Source organism: Nonomuraea glycinis (assembly GCF_014646515.1).
Lineage (GTDB): Bacteria > Actinomycetota > Actinomycetes > Streptosporangiales > Streptosporangiaceae > Nonomuraea > Nonomuraea glycinis.
The window spans coordinates 50,185-71,177 of the sequence record NZ_BMNK01000025.1 but is presented as its reverse complement, the minus strand read 5'-3'; the positions used below and the strand labels follow the sequence as shown (position 1 = coordinate 71,177).

16 protein-coding genes are annotated in these 20,993 nt (G+C 71.4%); 9 read left to right on the top strand and 7 right to left on the bottom strand.

Features of this window, described 5'->3' with window-relative positions; translation table 11 throughout:
* Positions 1-5: 5 nt before the first annotated feature.
* A complete protein-coding gene (locus IEY87_RS42885) occupies positions 6-7,700 on the bottom strand; it encodes a type I polyketide synthase (protein ID WP_189144635.1) in 7,695 nt (2,564 codons plus the stop codon).
* A 177-nt stretch (positions 7,701-7,877) separates the two neighbouring features.
* Here IEY87_RS42885 and IEY87_RS42880 point away from each other — a divergent pair, with 177 nt between their 5' ends.
* Together IEY87_RS42880 and IEY87_RS42875 are read left to right on the top strand one after the other, a co-directional pair.
* A complete protein-coding gene (locus tag IEY87_RS42880) occupies positions 7,878-8,840 on the top strand; it encodes a helix-turn-helix transcriptional regulator (protein ID WP_189144634.1) in 963 nt (320 codons plus the stop codon).
* A 227-nt stretch (positions 8,841-9,067) separates the two neighbouring features.
* Positions 9,068-9,589 carry a nucleoside/nucleotide kinase family protein gene (locus tag IEY87_RS42875; RefSeq protein WP_189144633.1) on the top strand — a complete coding sequence of 174 codons (522 nt, stop codon included), beginning with the start codon at positions 9,068-9,070 and terminating at the stop codon, positions 9,587-9,589.
* Between the two features lie 47 nt (positions 9,590-9,636).
* Here IEY87_RS42875 and IEY87_RS42870 read toward each other — a convergent pair whose 3' ends face one another.
* Positions 9,637-10,545 carry a LysR family transcriptional regulator gene (locus IEY87_RS42870; RefSeq protein WP_189144632.1) on the bottom strand — a complete coding sequence of 303 codons (909 nt, stop codon included), beginning with the start codon at positions 10,543-10,545 and terminating at the stop codon, positions 9,637-9,639.
* A gap of 89 nt (positions 10,546-10,634) precedes the next feature.
* Here IEY87_RS42870 and IEY87_RS42865 point away from each other — a divergent pair, with 89 nt between their 5' ends.
* Positions 10,635-11,000, top strand: coding sequence for a YybH family protein (locus IEY87_RS42865; RefSeq protein ID WP_189144631.1), 366 nt, complete (start codon positions 10,635-10,637; stop codon positions 10,998-11,000).
* A gap of 60 nt (positions 11,001-11,060) precedes the next feature.
* On the top strand, positions 11,061-11,669 hold the full coding sequence (locus tag IEY87_RS42860; protein ID WP_189144630.1) for a TetR/AcrR family transcriptional regulator: 609 nt from the start codon (positions 11,061-11,063) through the stop codon (positions 11,667-11,669).
* A gap of 47 nt (positions 11,670-11,716) precedes the next feature.
* On the opposite strand, the gene IEY87_RS42855 is transcribed toward IEY87_RS42860, so the two are convergent.
* From IEY87_RS42855 to IEY87_RS42835, 5 genes are all read right to left on the bottom strand, one after another.
* Positions 11,717-12,475, bottom strand: a complete 759-nt coding sequence (locus IEY87_RS42855) for an SDR family NAD(P)-dependent oxidoreductase (protein WP_189144629.1) — start codon at positions 12,473-12,475, stop codon at positions 11,717-11,719.
* The gene (locus IEY87_RS42850; RefSeq protein ID WP_189144628.1) at positions 12,472-13,242 is read right to left on the bottom strand and encodes an HpcH/HpaI aldolase family protein; all 771 of its coding nucleotides are present in this window, start codon (positions 13,240-13,242) and stop codon (positions 12,472-12,474) included. The genes IEY87_RS42855 and IEY87_RS42850 overlap by 4 nt, the downstream gene beginning before the upstream one ends.
* 3 nt (positions 13,243-13,245) lie before the next feature.
* Positions 13,246-14,139 carry an ABC transporter permease gene (locus IEY87_RS42845; RefSeq protein ID WP_189144627.1) on the bottom strand — a complete coding sequence of 298 codons (894 nt, stop codon included), beginning with the start codon at positions 14,137-14,139 and terminating at the stop codon, positions 13,246-13,248.
* 8 nt (positions 14,140-14,147) lie between these two features.
* Entirely contained in the window at positions 14,148-14,936 is a 789-nt protein-coding gene (locus IEY87_RS42840) for an ABC transporter ATP-binding protein (RefSeq protein ID WP_189144626.1), read from the bottom strand.
* A 65-nt stretch (positions 14,937-15,001) separates the two neighbouring features.
* Positions 15,002-15,781, bottom strand: a complete 780-nt coding sequence (locus IEY87_RS42835; RefSeq protein ID WP_189144625.1) for an IclR family transcriptional regulator — start codon at positions 15,779-15,781, stop codon at positions 15,002-15,004.
* A 212-nt stretch (positions 15,782-15,993) separates the two neighbouring features.
* On the opposite strand from IEY87_RS42835, the gene IEY87_RS42830 reads away from it, so the two are divergent.
* The 5 genes from IEY87_RS42830 to IEY87_RS42810 are packed head-to-tail and all read left to right on the top strand — an operon-like array spanning position 15,994 to position 20,975.
* The gene (locus IEY87_RS42830; RefSeq protein WP_189144624.1) at positions 15,994-16,884 is read left to right on the top strand and encodes a DUF6282 family protein; all 891 of its coding nucleotides are present in this window, start codon (positions 15,994-15,996) and stop codon (positions 16,882-16,884) included.
* Between the two features lie 35 nt (positions 16,885-16,919).
* A complete protein-coding gene (locus tag IEY87_RS42825) occupies positions 16,920-17,786 on the top strand; it encodes a cupin domain-containing protein (RefSeq protein WP_189144623.1) in 867 nt (288 codons plus the stop codon).
* Between the two features lie 33 nt (positions 17,787-17,819).
* Positions 17,820-18,896, top strand: a complete 1,077-nt coding sequence (locus tag IEY87_RS42820; protein ID WP_189144622.1) for an ABC transporter substrate-binding protein — start codon at positions 17,820-17,822, stop codon at positions 18,894-18,896.
* Complete coding sequence (locus IEY87_RS42815) at positions 18,897-19,886, top strand: LLM class flavin-dependent oxidoreductase (protein ID WP_189144621.1); 990 nt, start codon at positions 18,897-18,899, stop codon at positions 19,884-19,886. It abuts the gene before it with no gap.
* A gap of 6 nt (positions 19,887-19,892) precedes the next feature.
* Positions 19,893-20,975, top strand: coding sequence for an ABC transporter substrate-binding protein (locus IEY87_RS42810; protein ID WP_225277270.1), 1,083 nt, complete (start codon positions 19,893-19,895; stop codon positions 20,973-20,975).
* Positions 20,976-20,993 lie beyond the last annotated feature (18 nt).

Sequence of the window (20,993 nt, the reverse complement as noted above, 5' to 3'; positions counted from 1 at the left end):
TCTCCTTAGGAGGCCTGGTGCGCGGTCTGCAGCCCGAGGTGGAGGAGCACCGTCGAGGCGATGTCGGCGACCGTCCCGGCGCCACGGATCAGCTCCATGGGCGGGATGTCCACGTTGAACTGGTGCCGCATGGACAGCAGCAGCTCGGTGGCCATCAGCGAGTCCAGGCCGTACTCGTCGAGGCGCCGGTCGGGGGCGAGCTCGTCGGCGGGGATGAGCAGGACGGTGGACAGCAGCGCGGTGATCTGCCCGACGATGTACGCGTGCGCCTCCTCGCCGGTCATCGCCGCCAGCATCGGCAGCAGGTCGGTGGTGCCGAGGCTCTGGTCCGCGCCCGGCGGGAGCACCGCCGACAGCCACGGCCGGCGCAGGCCGGGAAGCATCCGCCGGAGCCGGGCCCAGTCGCAGCGGCCCACCATCGCCACGTCGGCCCGCTCGCCGAGCAGGTCGTCCACGGCGGCCAGCGCCCGGCCGGGGGCCATCGACTCGATGCCGAGCCGGGCCAGCGCCTGGGCCTGCGTGCTGCCCGCCAGGACCCCGGTCTCGGCGAGCGCGCCGAGGCCGACCGCGAGCGCGGGCCGGCCCTGCGCCCGCCGCCTGCGGGTCAGCGCCTCCAGGAACAGGTTCGCGGACACGTACGGCGACTGGCTGATGTTGCCGATCGTGGTCAGCGACGAGTACAGCACGAACGCCTCCAGAGGCAGGTCCCTGGTGAGCTCGTCCAGGACCAGCGCGCCGGCCACCTTGGGGCGCAGGACCGCCCGGATCCGGTCGTCGGACAGGTCGACCAGCGCGGCGTCGTCGAGGTGCATGGCGGCGTGCACGACGCCGCGCACCGGGTGGCCGCTCTCGCCGAGCTCGCGCAGGATCGCGCGCATGGCGTCGCGGTCGGCGACGTCGGCGGCGTACGCCCGCGCCTCCGCGCCCAGCGCCTTGAGCTCCTCCAGCAGCGCGGGGGCCTCGGGCGTGCCGGCGCCCCGGCGGCCGACCAGCGCCAGCCGCCGGACCCCGGCGCGGGCCAGATGGCGGGCCGTGGCCGCGCCGAACCCCGTCAGGCCACCGGTGACCAGGTACGTGCCGTCGGGGCTCGGGTGCGGCCGGGCGGGGCGGGTCCGTACCATGACCGGCTCGTCGCGGGGGTCGAGTGAGACGACGACCTTGCCGACGTGCCGGGAGTGCCGCATCAGCGCGAAGGCGTCGGCGACCCGCTCGGCCGGGTAGGCCGTGTGCGGCAGGACGGGGAGGTGAGCCACGGCCTGGGCGAGGGGCTGTGCCTGCTCGGCGATCTGGGCCGGGTTCTTCCACATCAGGGTGCCGATGTCCACGCCGAAGAACGCGATGTTGTCGCCGAAGGGGCGCAGCGGCAGGTGTCTGCTCTCATAGATGTCGCGTTTGCCCAGCTCGATGAACCGGCCGCCGTGCCGCAGGCATTCCAGGCTGCGGGTGATGGCCTCGCCGGCCAGCGAGTTGAGCACGATGTCCACGCCCTGCCCCCCGGTCAGGTCCCTGATCTGCTCGGCGAAGCGGAGGCTGCGTGAGTCCAGCACGTGGGCGGCCCCGAGGGCGCGCAGCAGGTCGCGTTTCGCGGGGGTGCCGGCTGTGGCGATCACCTGGGCGCCGGCGAACCGCGCGTACTCCAGCGCGGCCAGGCCGACACCGCCCGCGCCGCCGTGCACCAGGACGGTCTCGCCCGCCTTGATCCGCGCGCAGTGGTGCAGGGAGTGGAACACGGTGGCGAACGCCATGGGCAGGGTGGCGGCCTGTTCGAAGGTGACGCCGTCGGGGACGGGCATGGTCACCCACTCCTCGATCAGCGCGTGGCTGCCGAACCCGACAGGCCCGGCCGCCGCCACCCGGTCGCCGGGCCGGAACGCGGTGACGCCCGGCCCGATGGCGGTGACGGTCCCGGCGCACTCCAGCCCCAGCTCGTGACCGCCGAAGACGGCTTCGACGGCCTCGGACGGCAGCAGGTTGACTGCGCGCATCACGTCGCGGTAGTTCAGCCCGATCGCCCGCACCTCGACCAGCGCCTGGCCCGGCCCCGGCGTGGGCGGCTCCGTCCGCTCCCAGGCCAGGCCGTACGACAGGCCGGGGTCGCGCACGGTGAGCCGGTAGGCGGTGTCCGCCTCTGCGGGGACCGTGTGCTCGTCCGTCTTGACCAGGCGTGGTGTGAAGCGTCCCTGCCGGGTGAGGAGGATTTCGTCCTCCTCACCCGGCGACAGCAGCTCGGCGGCCAGCCGGGTCGCGTCGTGCGCGGCGTCACCGGTGCGGTGCAGGCACACGCGCCGGATGTCGAGGCGGGGCTGCTCGTTGCCCAGCGTGCGCGTCGTCCCCCAGGTGGCGGCGTCCTGCGGGTGGACGGGCACGCCGGCCGTCCCCGGCTCGGGCAGCGCCCCGCACGGACGGCTCACCAGCCACAGCGCGACCCGCAGGTCCTGGGGAAGCTCCTCGCAGGCCAGCGTGATGGCGCGCAGCGCCGCGGCCCGCCGGGTGATCTGCTCGACGACCCCCTCGGCCTCCTCGCCTTCGGCCGCGTCACCCAGGACGAGCGCGAACGTCACGGCTCGGGCGGAGGCGGGCACCATGGCGGCCCAGCCGGTGGGATCGTCGCCGAGCGGCGACAGGCGCACGTGGGCGCCGCGCCGTTCCAGCACCGACCCCAGGGTGGCGGCGAGGCAGTCCCGATCGTCCTCGTCGGCGACGATCCACACCTCACCGGCCGCGACATCCGGCAGCAGCGGCCGGGGGATCGCGGCGGTCGGCAGCACCTGCTCGGCTCGCGTCGAGCCGAGGTCGAGGAGCGCGCTGTCAGGGGCCGTGGCCAGCATCACCGAGAAGGCGGGGTCGTCCTCGGGGCCCGCCTGGACGATGTCGGTGTAGCCGACCGCGGACAGCAGCTCCGGCCACCTCTCCCGGGACAGCAGCGGTGAGTCCGGGCGTACCGTGAGGTCGTCGAAGTCCCAGAAGTCGGGCATCAGCCCCAGGAGCGGCAGCAGCGGCTCCACCCGGTGCGGCTCGGCGACAAGCAGTTTGCCACCGGGCGCGAGGAGCGCGGCGAGCCCGCGCAGGGCGGCGGTCAGGTCGCGGGCCAGATGCAGGCAGCCGGCCGCCACCACCAGGTCGTACCCGCCCTGCTCCCCGATGCCGTCGTCCAGGTCGAGCAGGGCGTAGTCGACGAAGTCCACCCCGGCCAGGCGCTGCCGCAGCCGGGCCAGCGCCGGTTCGGCGGCGTCGGTCACCGTGTATCGGGTGCGGTCGGCGGGCAGGACCGGCAGCAGCGCGGCGGTGGTGCCACCCGTTCCCGCGCCGACCTCCAGGATCCGCAGCGGCCGGTCGGCGGGCCACGCCCGGACGACCTGCTCCACGATCGCCCGCGCGATCCGGTTACCGAACAGGCTGACCGGCCCGATGTCGTGGAACTGCTCCAGCAGCTCCGCGCCGCCCCCGGCCCCGAGCACATCGGCCGCGGACCGCTCCCCGCGCAGCAACTCGCGCAGATGCAGCCCACCCCGCACCGCCAGCGCGGTCTGCGCCACGAACGAAGTCCCCCCACGAACCAACTCACCGTACGCCCGCTCTTGCGCCTCGCCGTGTCCCTCGTCCGGCCGGGTCGGTGGGGTCAGTCGTACGTGCTGCTCGTCCAGGCGTTGCAGGAGGCCGTGCCGTTCCAGCAGGGGGAGGGACGCCCGGAGCATCCGCCGGTGGTGCGACTCCTGGCCGGTGGCCAGCAGGGTGTCGACGGTGAGATCGGGCGTGACGTCGCCGGTCAACTCCGCCAGCGCGGCGTGCAGCGTACGGGCGAAGGTCTCTTCCAGCCGGGCCGCGTACGCGGGATGGCCGAGCTCCCGCCAGCGCGCCCGCACGTCGGCGAGCCGGTCGGACGCGCCGGCGAGGAGCCGCTCGGGGCTGGGCGCCGGCCAGGCGCCGGCTGGTTCGCCGGGCCGGGGCGCGGCTCGCAGCTCCACGTGGTAGCGGCTGACCTGGGTGGCGTGGACGCCGGGCATCCGGCGCAGCCTGACGCCCTCCATCTCGGCCGCCACCCGGCCGTCCACGCCGGCCACCGTGATGTCCCAGCACACTTCCTCAGCCTGGCTGGAACGCTCACGAACATGTACGAATCCCTCCGGATCGGGCCTGCCCCACAGCCGGACCGCCCCGATCGCCGCCGGCATGTACCCGGTCCCCGAGCGCAGCGCGTCCACCAGCCACAGCACCCCCGCCTGCAGCGCGCTGTCCAGGACCACCGGATGCGCCTGGTAACGCTCGTCCCGCTGATCCGGGCACGCGTACGCGCCCAGCACCTCACCCTGGCCCGCCCACAGCTCCGTCAACACCCGGAACCTCGGGCCCCACACCATGCGCCCCTCGGCCGCCCGCGCGTAGTAGCCGGGCACGTCCACCGGATCGCTGACGCGGGCCCTCAGCCCGGCCACGTCCAGCGGCGGCGGAGCCTGGCGCAGCAGCGGCCGCACCCGGGCCCGGAAATGCTCCCGCGCGCCCTGCCCTCGCGGCGACACGCTGGCCACCGTGATCGTGCCCGTCTCCGACAGCGACGTCTGTACGAACACCGTCTCCGCGCTCGGCCCCGGCACCACCAGCGCACGGCTGATCCCGATCCGGTCCACCTCCACCGCCGGTCCGGCCTCCGGCGACGCCAGCCGGCCGGCGGCCAGGGCCATCTCCACGTACCCGGTCGCGGGCATCACCGCGGCCCCGCCCGCCCGGTGGTCGGTGACCCAGGGCACCCGCGCCTGGTCGATCTCCCCGTGCCAGGAGGGTTCGAGCGTCGGCAGCCGCCGGCCCAGCAGCGGGTGCTGGATCACCGGGTCACCGATCACGTGCTCCCAGGACAGCGGGCCACCCGCCCAGTGCCGCTGCCGCTGCCACGGATAGGCCGGCAGCTCCCGCACCACGCCCCGCCGCGGAAAGTAGCGCGCCCAGTCGATCTCCACCCCCACCGCGACAAGCCGAGCCACCGCCGCACGCACCTGAGCCACACCGGGCTCCACGCGCCCAGGCGTGCGCGACTGGACCGCACCAGGCTCCACGCGCCCAGGCACGGACACGACCGCCGTGCGCGGCTGCTCCGCGCGCCGCAGGGTGGGGACGACCGCCGTGCGGACGCGGGCCGCGCCCGAGACACGGCGTAGGTACGTCTGCAGCACCGGATGCGGGCCCACCTCCACCAGCACATCGCACCCGTCGGCGAGCACCCGCTGCAGCGCCGCCGCGAACCGCACCGGCCGGCGCAGGTTCTGCCACCAGTACGCCGTGTCCAGTTCCTCGCCCTCCAGCACTTCCCCTGTCACGGTCGACACCATGGGGATCCGCGCCCGCGCCGGACGCAGGTCCGCCAGCGCCGCGCACAGGGGCTCGCGCAGGGGGTCCATGACGGCGCTGTGGAAGGGGTAGTCCACGTCCAGTTCGCGGAAGAACACGGCCCGCCCGGCCAGGTCCTCGCCCAGCTGCTTCAGCGTCTCCTGCGGCCCGGCGACGGTGACGTCCCGGTCGGAGTTCACCGCGGCGACCTCCACCTGCGGATAGTCGGCCAGGAGCTGCCTGGCCGCCGTCTCCGACAGCCCGACCGCGGCCATCCGGCCCTGCCCGCGCGTCGTGGCCTGCGCCAGACCGCGCTCGGCGACCACCCGCGCCGCCTGACCGAGCGACAGCGCCCCGCAGGCGTACGCGGCGGCCACCTCACCCACGCTGTGCCCCAGCACCGCCCCTGGCCGCACGCCCGCCGCCAGGAGCATCTCCACCAGCCCGACCTGTACGGCGAACAGCAGGGGCTGCGCGATCTCGGTCGCCGACAGCCGCCACCGCTCCGCCGGCACCATCAGCTCTTCCAGAACGGACCAGCCCAGGCGGGGTGTCAGCTCGGCGTCCACCGCTTCGACGGCCGCCCGGAACGTCGCGTCGGCCAGCAGATCCGCCCCCATCCCAGCCCACTGCGACCCGTTGCCGCAGAACACCAGGGCCACCCGCCCCAGTTCCACCACCTCCCCGACCACCACCTTGGGCACATCGAGGGGCTCGGGGGTGGGCTCGGCGTCCGGGGTGACGGCGCCGAGGTGGGACAGGGCGCGGGCCGCCTCGGCCGCGGAGCCGGCGAGCACCACGGCGCGATGCCGGTGGAGGGCGCGCCGGCGGGTCGCGGTGTAGGCGGCGTCGTAGAAGTCCCGCTCGGCGATCGATGCCAGGTGCCCGGCGGTCCGTTCGACCGCCTCGGCGAGCGCTCCCGCGCTGCGCGCCGACACCACGAAGGGGAGCGGCCCACCGGATTCGGCCTCCTGGACGCCCTCTTGGACGGCTTCCTGGACGGCCGGGTGCGCGGCGACCCGCTCGACCTCCTCGTCACCGGCCCCGGAGACCGCTGACCCGGGCGGGGCGGCCAGGGCTATGTGGACGTTCGCGCCGCCGAAGCCGAAGGAGTTCACCCCCACCACCGCCCGCCCACCCGTCTCCGGCAGCGGTCGCGGCCGGGTGACGACGCTCAGCCCGAGGCCGTCGAAGTCGATGGCGGGGTTGAGCGAGGCCGCGTGCAACGACGCCGGGATCGTCCGGTGCCGGAGCACCAGCAGCGCCTTGAACAGCCCTGGCATGCCGGAGGCCGGCTCCAGATGCCCCACGTTCGTCTTGACCGAGCCGATCGGCAGCGCGCCGATCGAGCGGCCGGTGCCGAGCGCGCGGCCCAGCGCCCGGCATTCGGCCGGATCGCCCGCCTGGGTGCCGGTGCCGTGCGCTTCCACGTACACCACCTCGTCGGGCCCGATGCCGGCCTCGCGGTACACCTGCCGCAGCAGCGCCTCCTGCGCGTCGGTGTTGGGCAGGGCCAGCCCGACGGTGTGGCCGTCGTTGTTGGCGGCGGCGCCCACGATCACCGCGTGCACCCGGTCGCCGTCGGCGAGCGCGTCGGCCAGTTGCTTCAGCACGATCACGCCCCCGCCCTCGGCGCGGACGAACCCGTCGGCGTCGGCGGAGAAGGCGCGGCACCGCCCGGTCGGCGACAGCATCGACGCCTGGCTGAAACCGACGAAGCCCATGGGGCTGAGCAGCACGTTGACGCCACCGGCCACGGCCACCCGGCTGGAGCCCTCGGCGAGCGAACGGCAGGCCCGCTCGACCGCCTGCAGCGAGGAGGAGCAGGCGGTGTCGATGCTCATGCTCGGCCCGCGCAGGTCGAAGACGTGCGACAGCCGGTTGGCGGCGATCGACAGCGCCATCCCGGACATGCTGTAGGGGCCCATGGAGCCGCGTTCCAGCGCCTGGAGCACCCCGTAGGACGGGTCGGAGATGCCGACGAACACCGCCGTGTCGCTGCCGGCCAGGCGCCCCGGGTCGATGCCCGCGTCGTCGAACGCCTCGGCGGCCATCTCCAGCAGCAGCCGCTGCTGCGGGTCCATCGAGGCGGCCTCCTTGGGGGAGATCCCGAAGTAGGCGGCGTCGAAGCCGGCGACGTCACGCAGGAAGCCGCCTGCCCGGGTGTAACTCCTTTCCGGCCTCGGGATGGTCTCGTCGACGTGCAGCTCCGCCTCGAACCGGTCCTGGGGCACCGTGCCGACCAGGTCGTCGCCGCGCAGCAGGGCCTGCCACAGGCCGTCGAGGTCTTCGATGCCGCCAGGAAGCCTGCACCCTACGCCGACCACCGCCACGGCCTGCCGAGGCCAGACGCGCCCGTTTCCGCCACCGCCCGTGCTCATCCCGTCACCCTTCTGGTCGCCTGTGCCCCATGGCATCACAGCCGTGTGTGACTAGATAGCAACTGTTCGTGTTCCGCCAGAGTCACGGTGTTGCCTCCCGTTAAGGGATGGTGTGGCGGAGCTGGGACCCGTACGCGCGCGGCGGATGGCCGCCGGTTCGTCCGGCATCCTTGGACGATGCTGGAAACCTCGGTCCGCCTGCTGCGCCTGCTCTCACTGTTCCAAGCCCGCCCCGACTGGCCCGGGCGCGAGCTGGCCGACCGGCTCGATGTCACCACCAGGACGGTGCGCAACGACATCGAACGGCTGCGCGGCATGGGCTACGAGATCCACTCGGTCACGGGAACGGCGGGCGGCTACCGGCTCGGAGCGGGTGCGGCGCTGCCTCCGCTGCTGCTCGACGACGAGGAGGCCGTCGCGGTGGCCGTCAGCCTGCACGCCGCCGCCGGCGGCACCGTGACCGGCATCGAGGAGACCTCGCTGCGCGCCCTCACCAAGCTCCAGCAGATGCTGCCGGCCCGCCTGCGGCACCGCATCGAGGCGGTACGGGCCGCCACGCTGTCGGTCGCCGGCCGCGGCCCCATGGTGGACGCCGGGACCCTGACGGTGATCGCCGCCGCCGTCCGCGACCACGAGGGGCTGCGCTTCGACTACCAGAATCACGACGGGGCGATCACCACGCGCTCAGCAGAGCCGCACCGGCTCGTCTACACCGGCCGCCGGTGGTATCTGCTCGCCTGGGACACCGACCGCGACGACTGGCGGACCTTCCGCGCCGACCGCATCACCCCTCGCACGCCGAACGGCCCCCGTTTCACCCCGCGCGAGCCCCCGGGCGGCGACGCCGCGGCCCACGTCGTACGCGGCGCGGGCTCGACCGCCTACCGGCACCCGGCTCTCGTACGACTGCACGAGCCGTACGAGACGCTCTTCGAGCGGCTGCCCCCGGCGGCCGGCCTGCTGCGCGCCGACGGCGAGCAGGCCTGCGTGCTGGAGACCGGCGGCGAGTCGTTCCACAACCTGGCCGCGTTCCTGAGCACCCTTGAGATCCCCTTCGAGGTGCTCGAACCGCCCGAGCTGCGCACCTTCCTGCGCGACCTGGCACGGCGCTACACGGCCGCGGCCGCCCAGGACGGCTAGTGTCGCCGCGCGTCCCGAGCAGGTCATGTACGGCTGCCCTCCTGCCTGCCGGCGGCGGACGCCGACCTCGGCGACAGCGCGGACCAGGCGGCCGACCTTCCGCCGATCGATCACGAATCGGCGTTCGAGGCCGGGCCGGCCCTCATCCTGAACGGCTTGGCCCAGCGCGTCGGGGAATGGACGGATCCGGATCTCCCGCGGCCCGCACGGCGTTAGCGTTACCTCCCATGATCGTATGGCTCAACGGCACCCACGGCGCGGGCAAAACGACGACCAGCCCGCTGGTGCAGCGACTGCTTCCGGATTCACGGGTGTTCGACGCCGAGAAGGTCGGCGTGACGCTCATGGACATCACGCCCGGGTTGCCGGCGACGGACAACTTCCAGCACTGGCCGCCGTGGCGGCCGCTCGTCGTCGAGACCGCCCGCCACGTGCTCGACTACACCGGCGGCACCCTGGTGATCCCCATGACCGTCCTGGTCGAGCGGTACTGGCGCGAGATCAGCACCGGCCTCGCCCACCATGGCATCCCGGTACGGCACTTCGTCCTCCACGCCGACCAGGACACCCTCCGCGGGCGCATCGAGGGGGACACTCTCCTTGGCCCCTCCCCATTCCGCCTCAAATACCTTGAGCCCTACGCCGAGGCGGCCCGCACCTGGCTCCACGCCGAGGCCGAGGTCATCGACACCACGCACCTCACGCCCGCCCAGGCCGCCCAGCGGATCGCGGAGGCCGTCAAGGGCTGAGGTCCCGCCGCAGGAAGCCGCCCACCCCACGGTGCGGTCGTCACCGGCTACCTCGGCACATCCGCCGCCGCCGAGCCGAGCGGGCCGAACGCCTGCCGGCTGTGCGCGAGCAGTTCGCGCAGGGCGGGGTTGTGCGTGCCCTTCCAGACCAGGGCGAGCAGGGCGGGCGCGTCGACGTCGTCGATGGTCAGGGCGGTGAGCCGGTCGTCGTAGCGGGCGGCCATCGACTCGCTGAGGATGGCGACGGCGAGCCCTCGGGCGGCCAGGTCGGCGATGGCGTCGGCGGCGCTGGCCTGCAGCGCGACCACCGGCTGCACGTGCCGCGCCGCGCACGCCTGGTCGAACACGGTGCGCAGGCCGGTGCCCGGCGGCATGCACACGATCGGGTGGCCGGCCAGGTCTCGCAGGCGGAGGTGCCGCCGGGTCGCCAGAGGATGCCCGCGGGGGACCGCCGCGACGAGCCGCTCGCTGATGATGGTCAGCGCGTCCAGGCCGTCGGGGGTGGCGGTCGCGGTGCCGACGAGGGCCAGGTCGACGGTGGCGGCGCGGACCCCGTCGATCAGGCGGTCGGAGTTGTCCTCCTGCAGCGAGAGCTCCACGCCGGGATGCGCCCGGTGAAAGGCGGCCAGGGCGTCGAACAGCGGCGTGATCGTACAGCCGGTGACCATCCCGACGGTGAGCCGGCCTCGGATCAGGCCGGTCACCTCGCCCACGGACCGGCCGACCGCGACGGCGGCGGCGAGCGCGGCGCGGGCGTGTTCGAGGGCGGCCTTGCCCGCGACGGTGAGGGTGGCGGTGCGTGCCGAGCGGTCGAACAGCTCCGCGCCGAGCTCGCGTTCGAGCTGGCGGATCTGGGCGCTGACTCCGGACTGGCTGATGTGCACGCGCTCGGCCGCCCGGGTGAAGTTGCGCTCCTCGGCGACGGCGACGAAGTATTCGAGCTGCCTCAGATCCATAACTGGCAATTGTAGTTTCTAGTAGAACCATCTGTTGGACTTCTGATGCCCGGGGCGCGAACCTGGAGGCCGGACGATTGGAGAAACTCATGACCGAGTACGCGAAGGCCATGCGGCCGGAGGACATCACCCGCCTGTTCGTCGAACGCTCCAACGCCGGCGACGCGGCCGGCGTCGCCGCACTGTACGAGGAGGACGCGGTGCTGGCCTACCCGCCCGGCGGCCGGACGGTGGGCCGGGAGGCGATCCGCGCCCTGTGGGAGAAGGTGCTGGCCAATCGGCCCCACTTCGAGCAGGAGCAACCGCTGCCCACCCTGATCAGCGGCGACATCGCGCTCACCTCGACCCCGCCGAAGGACAACGCGGGCGCCCGCGCGCAGGTGGTCAGGCGCCAGCCCGACGGAAGCTGGCTCCGCCTGCTCGACCAGCCCGAATTCGTCACCCCTCGCCCCTGATACAGAAGCCGGAGGTGACATTTTCTGCATCGATCGCTGCAGAAGGGTTAGACTGCGGGGGTGGAAGCCAGGCAGCGCCGCCCGATCGGCCGACCACGGGGATTCGACGCCGACGAGGCTCTCGAGCGCGCCCTGCTGGTGTTCTGGGAGCAGGGCTACGAGGGGGCCAGTCTGGCCAACCTGACCGACGCGATGGGCATCTCCACCACCAGCATGTACGCCACCTTCGGCAACAAGGAGGAGCTCTTCCGTAAGGCCCTGGAGCGCTATACCGAGGGCCCGAGCGCCTACCTGGGCCGAGCCTTGGACGAGCCGACCGCCCTCGGCGTCGTCACCGCGATCTTCGCCGGCACCGTCCGCACCACCGCCCGACCGACCGGCCCCAACGGGTGCCTGGGCGTCCAGGGCGCCCTGGCCACCGGCGACTCCAGCCGTGGAGCCCGCGACCTCCTCATCGCGTGGCGCGACAACGGCTTCTCCCGCATCCGAGAACGGTTCGAACGAGCCGTCGATGACGGTGACCTGCCGCCGGAGACCAACCCAGCACTGCTCGCCCGCTACGTCACCGCCTTGGCCTACGGCATCGCCGTGCAGGCCGCCGGCGGCGTCGGCCGCGACGAACTCCAGGACATGGCCGACGCCGCCCTGCGCAACTGGCCACCCTGCTGAGGGCCGCCCGCGCTCCAGATCATTGCCGAGCGCAGGGCCGGGACGGATCAGCCGTCGTCGTTGCGAGGCGCGTCCATGTGGGTGACGAGGTTGATGCCGCCATCGACGTTGATCACCTCACCGGTGACGAAGGGGACCTTGATGAGCGCCAGGACCATCGCTGCGACGTCGGATGGCTGCCCGAGCCGGCCCAGCGGTGTCATTGCCCCGGTGCGCGCCGCCCGCGTGGCGAGGCTGGCCGAGGTCAGTCGGGTCTGGAGCGGCCCCGGGGCGATCGCGTTCACCCGGACGTCCGGACCCACGGCCTTGGCCAGCAGCCTCGTCAGGTGGTCGAGCGCGGCCTTACTGACGGAGTAGGGGATCGAGCTGCCGAGGGGGCGCGAGCCGCCCACCGAGGTGATGTTGACGATCTGGCCGCCGGGCTCCATGACCTTCACGGCGGCGACGGAGACCTGCCACGTCCCGACGACGTTGACGCCGAGGATCCGGTGCCAGTCGTCAGCGGTGATCGCATCCAGGTCGGCGTGAGGGACGGGTCGCGACACCCCGGCGTTGTTCACCAGCAGGTCGAGCCGGCCGTGCCGCTCCACGGCCGTCTCCACCAGGCGCACGGCGTCGGAGGGATCGGCTATGTCGGCCTGGACGTAGCTCGCCCCCGGGAGCTGGGCCGCGAGCCGCTCACCGGCGTCGACCGAGGTGGCCGAGTTCACCACGACGGTGAAGCCGTCGGCCGCGAGCGCGCGGGCGATCCCTTCTCCGATCCCGGAGCTCGAGCCCGTCACGATGGCGACACGTGGCGCGCTCATCGGGCGACTCGCTCGGCGACGGGCGCTTTCAGTGCGTTCACGATCGTCCGGCCTCCGCTGGCGAGGATCGAGGTGTCGTTGCTGACCACCACGTAGTCGTAGCCCCGGGCCAGCGCGGCCCGGGCCTGGTCACTCGTGGCGGACGCGGTGCCGATGGGAACACCTGCCGCGGCGGCAGCCGCCAGCGCGGACGCGACGAGCCGGTCCACCTCGTCGCTTCCCGCCGCGACGCCCATCGACATCGAGAGGTCGGCCGTCCCGACGAACGCGGCATCGATGCCGTCGAGGGCCAGGATCTCCCTCGTGTTCCTGATCGCCACCTCGCTCTCGAGCTGGACGACGCACAGGGCCTGCTCGTTGCCGTACTCGAGGTAGTCCGCCCGTGGCAGCTGCCCCCAGCGACCCGCTCGACTGGTGCCGCCGGACCCGCGGTCGCCGCGCGGCGGGAAGCAGGTGGCCCGCACGACCGCCCGGGCCTGCTGAACCGTGTCGACGTGCGGCACGACCACACCGGCCGCGCCGGCGTCCAGGACCCGCTGGATCACGCTGAGGCCGTGGTCAGGCACCCTGACGAGCGGGTCCACCCCGAGGGCGCGGGCCATCGCGATGTGGGTCGAGGCGGCGGCCAGGTCCATTGTCGTGTGCTCGAGGTCGATGACCACGAAGTCGAAGCCCGCGTGGGCCATGATCTCGACACTCTCGGAGCTGGAAAGCTTGATCCAGGTCCCGAGCGTGCCGCCGTTGATTCCGTCGCGTACCCGTGTCATGGATCAGACCTCGCTGGCGGCGTTGGTGGGGGTGGCGGTCCAGAAGACCAGCCACTTGCCGAGCTGCACGACGACCGCGTGCAGGGCGATGCCGACGGCCGACAGCACGACGATCACCGCGAAGGTCCTGGCCACGTCCAGGGTGAAGTTGCTCGCCTGGATCAGGTAGCCCAGACCTTCTGAGCTGCCCACGAACTCCGCGACCACGGCGCCGGTCACGGACAGGATGACGGCGACCTCCAGCCCCGCGAAGATGTGCGGAAGCGCCGACGGGATCTGCAGGTGCCGCATGACCTGCATGCGGGACGCGCCGAAGGACCGGAGCATCTCGACCTGCTCGTGGGCGGCGGACCGGAATCCCAGGACGGCGTTGATGAGGAGGGGGAAGAACGCGATCAGGGCCACGGTCAGCACCTTCGAGCTGATCCCGATGCCGAACCAGACGATCAGCAGAGGCGCCATGGCGACCTTAGGGATGGTCTGGGTCAGGATGAGCAGCGGGAAGAGCACGCGCTCCACCGTCCGGAACTGGGTGATGAGCACCGCGGAGACCAGCGCCGAGCCGACCGCGATGCCGAACCCGATCAGAATCTCCTTCATGGTGACGATCGAGTGGCTCACCAGGCTGCCGTCCCGGAAGCCGTCGACCAGGGAGACGGCGACGGCCGAGGGCGCGGGGACGAGGATGTTGGAGACGTCGAACATCTCCACGACGACCTGCCAGACCACCAACAGCCCGATGAACACCAGCACGCTGTAGGTGATCTCCGGTACTCGGCGGCGTCGGCGTCGGACCGGGGCGTCCGAGCTCGTGGGCGCCTCCACCGGTACGGTCTCGCCGTCCGGGACGGCGAGTGCCTCTCGGGCGCCCGCCTGGCGCTTGGTGTTGGTGGACATCAGGTCTCCTAGTGGGCGCTGTGCTCGGAGTCGAGCAGCTTGCGAATCTTCAAGACGATCTCGCCGAACTCGGGCGTGTTGATGTTCTCGAGCCGCCGCGGTCGGGGGAGCGCGACCTCGACGACGTCCGCCAACCGGCCGGGTCGCGGTGTCATGACCACGACGCGGTCGGCGAGGAGCACCGCCTCGGGGATGCTGTGCGTCACGAACAGCACGGTCTTGCGGTCCTGGTCCCAGATCTTCAGCAGGTCCAGTCCCATCTGGTCGCGGGTCATCGCGTCGAGGGCGCCGAACGGCTCGTCCATGAGCAGGATGCGCGGGTCGTGCATCAGGGCGCGGCCGATCCCGACCCGCTGCTGCATCCCGCCGGACAGCTCGTTGGGGTACCGGTCGCCGAACTCCTCCAGGCCGAGCATCACCAGCAACTCGTCGGCCTTCGCTTGGGTCGCGGCGTCCCGGGCGTGGTGAAGGTCCGGCGACGTCAGCAGGTTCTTCCGTACGGTGCGCCATGGCAGCAGCAGCGGCTGCTGGAAGACCATCCCGAGCTGGTTGCGGTGGGTGTCCTCCGACGGCCCGAAGGTGACCTGTCCGGAGGTCTGGCGGGACAGGCCCATGATGATCCGCAGCAGCGTGCTCTTGCCGCAACCGCTGGGGCCGACGATGGAGATGAACTCACCGGCTCGGACGCTGAGGGAGACGTCGTCGAGAGCCTGGACGGTCCCGCCGGACTTCGTCGGGTAGAGCATGGACAGCGAGTCCAAGCGGATCACGCAGTCGGTGTCGGTACTGGTCGGCATGTCTGTCATTCCTCACCTGGTTCGAGCGCAGGCTGCCCGCGCCTCGGTTGTCGTGCTGGCAGCGATCAGTCGGTCGCCTCGGGCCACGTGCCGCCCATCTCCTTGGTCAGTCGCTTGCAGGCGGCCTTCAACGCCGTGGCCTCTCGGGAGTCCAGCGCCTCCGGCAGCATCCGCTCGGTGCCGACGGCCGCGATCGTGGCGCAGATCCCGGCCGCCGCGAACACCGGCGCCGCGACGACGCAGATGCCGCGGTTGTTGACGTAGCTGCTCATGCCGGCCTGTCGGATCGCCTCGATACGACGGCGAGTCTCGGTGCGCTGGGGCTCGGGGAGGCTGCCGGTGAGTCGGTCGGCGTGGAACTGGTCGGGGAGGAAGGCCAGGAAGACCTTGGCCTGCGAGGAGTCCAGGGCGAGCTGCGAGCCCACGCGCACTGTCACCACGGTGGGATGGTCGGCCTCCTCCACCAGCGAGACTACCGGGCCGGAGGTGCCCCACAGCGACAGCACGGTGCTGATCTTTATCTCGAGCGAGAGCTCGCGCATGTAGGCCGGCGCCATCTGCATGATGCGCTGCTTTCCCAGCGTGAAGCTGCCGAGCTGCAGGATCGACCGTCCGGGACGGACGAGTGCGGAGTCCTCCACGCGTTCGAGCAGGCCGGAGCTGATCATCGAGCTGAAGTAGCGGTGCGCCGTGGTCCGGTTCAGACCGAGCCGGCGGGTAGTCTCCGCGACGGAGAGCTCCGGAGTCTCTGGACCGAACAGTCCGAGGATCTGTGCGGTCCGGCTCACCGCCTGGATGTCCTGCTCGCGAGCAGCCACCGGTTTTTCGTCCTGGTGCTCCGTCATAGGCCCCCACCCCGTCGCGTTGGATGTCCCAAAAAAGAGTTCTCGCGGTTCGCAGTACGGACAGAGAGTAAGCGTGCCCTGCGTCTTGCTGCAAGGTTTTCCTCGGGTTTCGCGAAAGTGTTTCCGAACGCACCCTATTGACAGACCGGATAGTGAACTTCCAGTCTGTGATGCGAACGGTGATGTGAACCCTGTCGACACCCGGAGACTTCATGACTGACTCGCCCGCCATCATCAAACTGCTGAACGGCTGCGTTGACCTGCACTGCCATTCCGGCCCGAACCCGTTTCCTCGACGCATCGACCATGCCGAGGCCGGCAAGGACGGCGAGCGGCTCGGCATGAGGGGCGTGCTGGTGAAGTCCCACCACCACAACACCGTGATGGACCTGCTCTCGATGAGCGACCGGCTGGCGAAGATCAAAACCCCGGTCTTCGGCGGCATCACCCTGAACAGCATGATCGGCGGCATCAACCCCCAGGCGGTGGCCATGTGCCTGCGTATGGGGGGCAAGGCCGTGTGGTTTCCGACATTCTCGGCCGGCCGGCACATCGACTGCCATCCGGAGGGCGTCGGCTTCCCCACGGCGAGCGTCGAGGTGCCGTCGTCCCGGGTCGACGTCCACCAGGAGAACGGTGAGCTCATCCCCGAGGTCTACGAGGTGCTCGACCTGGTGAAGGAGACCGGCGCGATGGTGACCGGCGGTCACATGGAGACCGAGTCGATCACCCAGCTGTTCGCCGCGGCCAAGGACAAGGGTGTCACCCGGATGCTGCTCAACCATCCGGACTACGTCATCGGCGCGGACGAGGCGAAGTGCCGTGAGCTCATCGGCTACGGAGCGTTCATCGAGCACGAGACCGGCTTCTACGACCCCGAGGGGACCAAGAAGTGGGACCCGAAGATCCTCCTGGACTGGATCGAGAAGATCGGCCCCGAGCACACCGTGATCGCCTCCGACCTCGGTCAGAAGGATCGGCCGCTGCCGGTGGACTCCTACATCCGCGTCGCGACCGCGCTGCTGGACCTCGGCCTGGACGAGAGGTCGCTGCGGCAGGTCTTCTGCGACAACCCGGCCTTCCTGCTCGGCCTGGACGACTGAACCGGCATCTTGCCGCTGACCAGAAAGGACAGACGATGACCACCCTGGCCACCCCGCCCGACGTGGAGTTCTCCGACCTCGGTACGGGCGATCCCGACGAGACGACCCCTGGCGGATCGTCGACGTGGTACTTCCGCGGACACAACTTCGTGCTCGCCCACACGACGCTGGTCGCCGGCGACGTGCTGGAGCGGAGTGATCAGCCGGACGAGTACGTCCTGATCCTCCCCTACGAGGAGTGCAGCGTCGAGGTCCGTGCGCCGGGGGAGGTCGAGCCGGTCTCGGGCAAGGCCGTGGTGATGGTCCCGCCGGGCGCCAGCACGATCTCCGGCGTCGCCGACTGCACCGTCGTACGGCTGTTCAGCTCCCGCTCCACCGACCTGCTGGACAAGGCGCGCAACCGGGATGCGTACGCGGACCCGCACCCGAACACCAAGCCGTTCGAGCCGTGGCCGGACCCGCCGGAGGGTTATCGCATCCGGCCCTACCGGCTGGCCGACCTGCAGGTTACGCAGGACGCCATCCGCCCGGGCCAGATCGTGCGGTGCAGCACCTTCATGATCAACTTCCTTGCGCCCAGGATCGGCCCGCGTGATCCGAACACCCTCTCGCCGCACGACCACGACGACTTCGAGCAGTGCTCGCTCGCCGTGGAGGGGGAGTACGTCCACCACCTGCGGACCCCGTGGTCCAAGCGTCGCACCGAGTGGCGCGAGGACCGGCACCTGCGGTGCGGCAGTCCTTCGGTGGCCGTGATCCCTCCGCCCATGCTGCACACCAGCGAGGCCGTGGGCTCGGGGACCAACCAGCTGATCGACATCTTCTGCCCGCCGCGTCTGGACTTCTCCCTGCAGCCGGGCCGCGTGCTCAACGAAGACACCTACCCACTCCCCAACCAGTAAGAGGCAGGTTCCATCGTGAAGACCGGACGAGCAGTGAAAGTCGTTAGTGGTGCGGTCGCCCTCCTGTGCGCGACCGTAACGCTGAGTGCGTGCGGTTCCGACAGCGGATCCGGCGACTCGGCCCAGGTCGGCGGCAAGCTGACGCCGGTGACGTTCGCGATGGCGTCCCCTAGCTGGAACGCCGGCTACGCGGTCATGGCCGTCGTGGAGGCCGAGGGCTTCTACGAGCAGGAGGGTCTGAAGGTCACGACCAACCTGTTCCCGTCGGCCACCCAGGCGGCGCAGCAGGTCGCCGGCGGCGGGGCCGACCTCGGCCTCATGACGGTCGAGCCCGTGGCCATCGGGCACGACAAGGACCTGAACCTGGCCTACTTCAGCTCCTACTGGGCGAAGTGGATCTACAGCCTGCAGGTGCCGGACGGTTCGGCCGTGAAGAGCATCGCCGACCTGAAGGGCAAGAAGATCGGCGTCTCCGCGGTCGCGAGCTCCGGCGCGACGTTCGCCCGGACCGCGATGAAGCTCAACGGGATGAGCGAGAACGCCGCCAGCCTGGTGCCGATCGGTGCCGGCGCCCAGCAGATCAACGCCATCAAGAGCGGCCAGGTCGACGTGCTGGCGCTCTGGGACATCCAGTACCAGAGCGTCAAGAACGCCGGCGTCACCCTGACGCCGCTTCCGGTCAAGGAGACGGCGGACGCGTGGGGCGGCGGCTTCGCGACGACCCGGAAGAACCTCGAGGCCAAGAAGGACGTCCTCGAACGGTTCGGTCGTGCGGTGGCGAAGGCGTTCGTCTTCTCCAAGGCCAACCCCGAGGCCGCGGTCCGCGACCTGTGGAAGCTCCACCCGGAGACCCGCGGGTCAGACCCGGAGGAGAAGGCGCTGGCCGACGGGGTCAAGGTCCTCCAGGTCCGCCTGGACGGACAGGGCTTCGACGACAAGACCCTGGGCCGGATCGACGACGCCGCGTTCACCCGTTCGCTCGACTTCATGGCCACGGCCGGACTGATCAAGAAGTTCCCCGCGAAGGACATCTACACCGACGCGATGTTCAAGGCGTTCAACAACTTCAATCACGAGGACGTCGTCAAGCAAGCAGAGAGCGCCAGCTGAATGCGGCTGGGAATCGCGCTCGACCTGAGCTCCCAGGAGCCGGTCCGCCCGCAGGTGGATCGCACGGTCACGATGCTCGCCCGCGCGGAGCAGCAAGGTTTCGACTCCGCGTGGGTGGGTGAGAGCTACCACGCGGCCTCTCAGCCGTTCCACCTCCCGTCCGTCCTGATGGTCCTGGGACATCTGGCCGGACGGACGTCCCTGGCGCTGGGATCAGCGGTGCTGCTCCTGCGCGCGTACAGTCCGGAGAAACTGGCCTACGAGGCCGCGCTGCTCGACCAGCTGTGCGGTGGGAAGCTCACCCTCGGCCTCGGGCTCGGCAGCCCGGAGATCGCCCGACGGGCCGGGCTGCCCGCGTCAGGTCCGGCCGGCGCGGCCTTCGACGCCACGCTGAAGCTGCTGCGCGACGCCTGGTCCGCCGACGCGGGCACCGACTCGCCGGTGGCGATCCCGCCCCCGGTGCGGCGCGGCGGGCCGCGGATCCTGGTGGGCGGCAAGGTGGCCGCCTCGGCCGGTCGTGCCGCGACGCTCGCCGACGGATTCTACGGCGCGACGAACTACTGCGACGACCTGTTGATCAAGCAGTCGGCCGCCTACTGGTCGTATCGCGGCGGCCGGCCGGGCGGGACGGGGGGAGTGGTCGCCACCACCAGGTTCTGCGTCGTCCACGAGGATGCCGCCACCGCCCGCGAGCTCGCCGCGCGCCACCTGAAGGCCGCGACCGACTACTACACCGAGCGGGGCTCATGGATGGGTGCGAACGGCCCCGCTGAGCTCGAGCTCCCCATGGTGGGCACGCCCGACGAGATCGACGCGACGATCGCCCGGTACGTCCGGGCGGGGGTAACGTCCGTCCAGTTGCGGGTCGCCCCGTTCGGCACGCCGCCGGAGGTCGCCCGCCACACGCTCGACCTCGTCGGGCGGCACGTCCTCCCGCACTGGCACAACACGACGACTACAGACGCGATCACGAGCTTCGATGGGGAATGACCGAGGATGACGAGACGACTCAAGAGCTTGACCGGCCTGTTGGCAGGCATCCTCGTGGTGGCCACGCTGGGCGCATGCGGTTCGGAGGGGGGCGACTCGGCGGGCGGCGACGGCCTCGACACCGTCACGTTCGCCCTGAGCGCGCCCAGCTGGAACTCCGGCTACACCACCTTGGCGGTCCCCGAGGCCGAGGGCTACTTCAAGGACGAGGGGCTCGACGTCAAGGTCCAGTTGTTCCCCTCCGGCACGCAGTCGGCGCAGCAGCTGGCCGCCGGCGGCGCCGACATCGGACTGATGACCGGTGAGCCGGTCGCGATCGGTCACGCCAAGAACCTGGGCCTGGTCTACTTCGCGTCGTACTACCCGCACTGGATCTACAGCCTGCAGCTGCCCCAGGGCTCGAATGTGCGCAGCATCGCGGACCTGAAGGGCAAGAAGATCGGGGTGACCGCGGTGGCCAGCTCGGGCGGGACGTTCGCCCGGACCGCGTTGGAGCTCAACGGGCTGAGCGACAACGCCGCCGGCCTGGTGCCGATCGGCGCCGGCGCCCAGCAGATCAACGCCATCAAGAGCGGCCAGGTCGACGCGCTGGCCCTCTGGGACACCCAGTACGCGATCGTCGAGGACGCGGGAATCCAGCTCACCCCGTTGCCGGTGCCCCAGACCGCCAGCATCTGGGGCGGCGGGTTCGCCGCGACGCGGAAGACGATCGACGAGAGGAAGGACGTCCTGGAGCGGTTCGGCCGCGCTATCGCGAAGGGCTTCGCCTTCGCCCAGGCCAACCCCGAGGCTGCGATCCGCGACCTGTGGAAGCTCCACCCGGAGGCCCGGGGCACCGGACCTGAGAAGGACGCGATGGCGTCCCAGGTCAAGATCCTCAAGGTGCGGCTGGCCGACCAGGGGGTCGAGGACGGCGACTGGGGCCGGATCGATCCGAAGGCGGCAACCGGGATGGTCGAGTTCATGGCCTCCGCCGGGCTCGTGGGCAAGTCGTTCCCGGCGACGGAGATCTATACGACCGACCTGCTCAAGGCCATCAACGACTTCTCCTACGACGACATCCGCAAGCAAGCGAAGAACGCCTCCTAAAGATGGGGCAGGAAGTGG

What these genes read in the sequence shown, in the direction of transcription:
- IEY87_RS42885 (WP_189144635.1), bottom strand. Translation starts at nt 7,700, where the DNA reads ATGAGCACGGGCGGTGGCGGAAACGGGCGCGTCTGGCCTCGGCAGGCC.
- IEY87_RS42880 (WP_189144634.1), top strand. Translation starts at nt 7,878, where the DNA reads ATGCTGGAAACCTCGGTCCGCCTGCTGCGCCTGCTCTCACTGTTCCAA.
- IEY87_RS42875 (WP_189144633.1), top strand. Translation starts at nt 9,068, where the DNA reads ATGATCGTATGGCTCAACGGCACCCACGGCGCGGGCAAAACGACGACC.
- IEY87_RS42870 (WP_189144632.1), bottom strand. Translation starts at nt 10,545, where the DNA reads ATGGATCTGAGGCAGCTCGAATACTTCGTCGCCGTCGCCGAGGAGCGC.
- IEY87_RS42865 (WP_189144631.1), top strand. Translation starts at nt 10,635, where the DNA reads ATGACCGAGTACGCGAAGGCCATGCGGCCGGAGGACATCACCCGCCTG.
- IEY87_RS42855 (WP_189144629.1), bottom strand. Translation starts at nt 12,475, where the DNA reads ATGAGCGCGCCACGTGTCGCCATCGTGACGGGCTCGAGCTCCGGGATC.
- IEY87_RS42850 (WP_189144628.1), bottom strand. Translation starts at nt 13,242, where the DNA reads ATGACACGGGTACGCGACGGAATCAACGGCGGCACGCTCGGGACCTGG.
- IEY87_RS42845 (WP_189144627.1), bottom strand. Translation starts at nt 14,139, where the DNA reads ATGTCCACCAACACCAAGCGCCAGGCGGGCGCCCGAGAGGCACTCGCC.
- IEY87_RS42840 (WP_189144626.1), bottom strand. Translation starts at nt 14,936, where the DNA reads ATGCCGACCAGTACCGACACCGACTGCGTGATCCGCTTGGACTCGCTG.
- IEY87_RS42835 (WP_189144625.1), bottom strand. Translation starts at nt 15,781, where the DNA reads ATGACGGAGCACCAGGACGAAAAACCGGTGGCTGCTCGCGAGCAGGAC.
- IEY87_RS42830 (WP_189144624.1), top strand. Translation starts at nt 15,994, where the DNA reads ATGACTGACTCGCCCGCCATCATCAAACTGCTGAACGGCTGCGTTGAC.
- IEY87_RS42825 (WP_189144623.1), top strand. Translation starts at nt 16,920, where the DNA reads ATGACCACCCTGGCCACCCCGCCCGACGTGGAGTTCTCCGACCTCGGT.
- IEY87_RS42815 (WP_189144621.1), top strand. Translation starts at nt 18,897, where the DNA reads ATGCGGCTGGGAATCGCGCTCGACCTGAGCTCCCAGGAGCCGGTCCGC.
- IEY87_RS42810 (WP_225277270.1), top strand. Translation starts at nt 19,893, where the DNA reads ATGACGAGACGACTCAAGAGCTTGACCGGCCTGTTGGCAGGCATCCTC.